The organism is Endozoicomonas sp. ALB115 (genome assembly GCF_049310245.1).
GTDB lineage: Bacteria > Pseudomonadota > Gammaproteobacteria > Pseudomonadales > Endozoicomonadaceae > Endozoicomonas.
In genome coordinates this window covers 1-1298 of record NZ_JBLYZG010000185.1, presented here as the reverse complement: position 1 = coordinate 1298, position 1298 = coordinate 1, and the positions used below count along the sequence as shown (strand labels likewise).

1 protein-coding gene is annotated in these 1298 nt (G+C 48.5%); it reads right to left on the bottom strand.

What is annotated here, in order from left to right:
* Window positions 1-778 (bottom strand): hypothetical protein (locus ACO6VE_RS24520; RefSeq protein WP_422464121.1); only part of this gene is annotated, 778 nt, incomplete at its 3' end.
* Window positions 779-1298: the final 520 nt, after the last annotated feature.

The window sequence follows — 1298 nt, the reverse complement described above, 5'->3', positions numbered from 1 at the left end:
CCTGGAAGCCAGTGTCTTCCCAGGGTGCATTGTTAAGCACAAGGTGGGTATTCTCTTTCAGGTTGGCCAAAGCCCCTTCAGAAAAAACCAGGCGACCCCGATCATTGAGGGTGATACCACCAAACAGTTGATGGTACCAGTTGTCGGTGGTGGCAAAGTTGATGGTGACGCGGAGGGCATTGGCCGGTATATCTTCCGTGGTTTTTTGTGCCAGCAAGGTTTCATCGGTCACCGAATCAGCAATATAGCAGTCGGCTTCTGGTACGGCCTTTTCCGGCATTTGTCCTAATCTGCGCCAGAGGTCGGGGTTGGCGGGCTTACTTCCGTCCAGCATCCCGTGGTTGACCAGAAATACCCGCCGGATTTGGTCGCCCAGTGGTTTATCGTTACACTTGGGGCACACCTGAAGGAGGTCATTAAAGCTGGCAATATCACCGGGTGTCATGGCGGTCAGGTCAAACACCAGGGTCATCGGCTCATCCGTAAACAGTCGGCCTTCCGCTTTTTTTAATTGGCCGCCCTCTAGCCAGGTTTGTTGCATCAGGCCCTGTTTTTCCAGATCATCCAGCGCGCGAATGCAATAGGTTGCAGGCTGTTCATGGCGTAATTGATCAATAATTCGCTGTTGGGTTAACGGAGTATTGGCAAAATAGAACTCACCGGTGCTCAGGCTCTGATGGGCCGCTTCCTGATCCGTTGAGCGGGCGGTGGAGTGATCGCTTTGAAAGTGAGAGGTAACTTGACAGGCAGCGGCAGGCCTTTGTCCTAAATCAGGCATTGGGACTTTTTGAGGTTCAATTAATCTTGATCGCTTTGCTGAAGATTGCTGAAGCTTTGCCTGTCCATCGGAAAAATCCGATATTTTCCTTATGTTTCCCACCTGGTGTGGTAAAGAGTGGGTTACTGTTTGACTTGGCAAGGAGTGATAATTGATAACTTCATTTATTGTTTTGTCCATTTGATCATCCATGCCTGATTTATGAATGCCGGTGTCAGGAAATTTTGGACAAAAAAATAATAAGAAGGTTCCTGCTACGGAAACCCCATTTTGCAGCGGCGGTGGACGCCAGGGCTAAATGGACAATTCATGATGAGTGGATGCTCAACCGAAAGGAAAACCAGTTCAACTGGCTGGCCGGTATGCTGATGGCATTACTACAAACGAAATCATAAGTAGCCAGAAAATATAATTTCATTTGGTTAGGAACTGCCTTTCACCACCCCTATCAGGAATACACCGACTCGTAAAAATTGCCCAAAATCTGCATGATCGTCCATTGTCTTTCCTTCAAACCGAT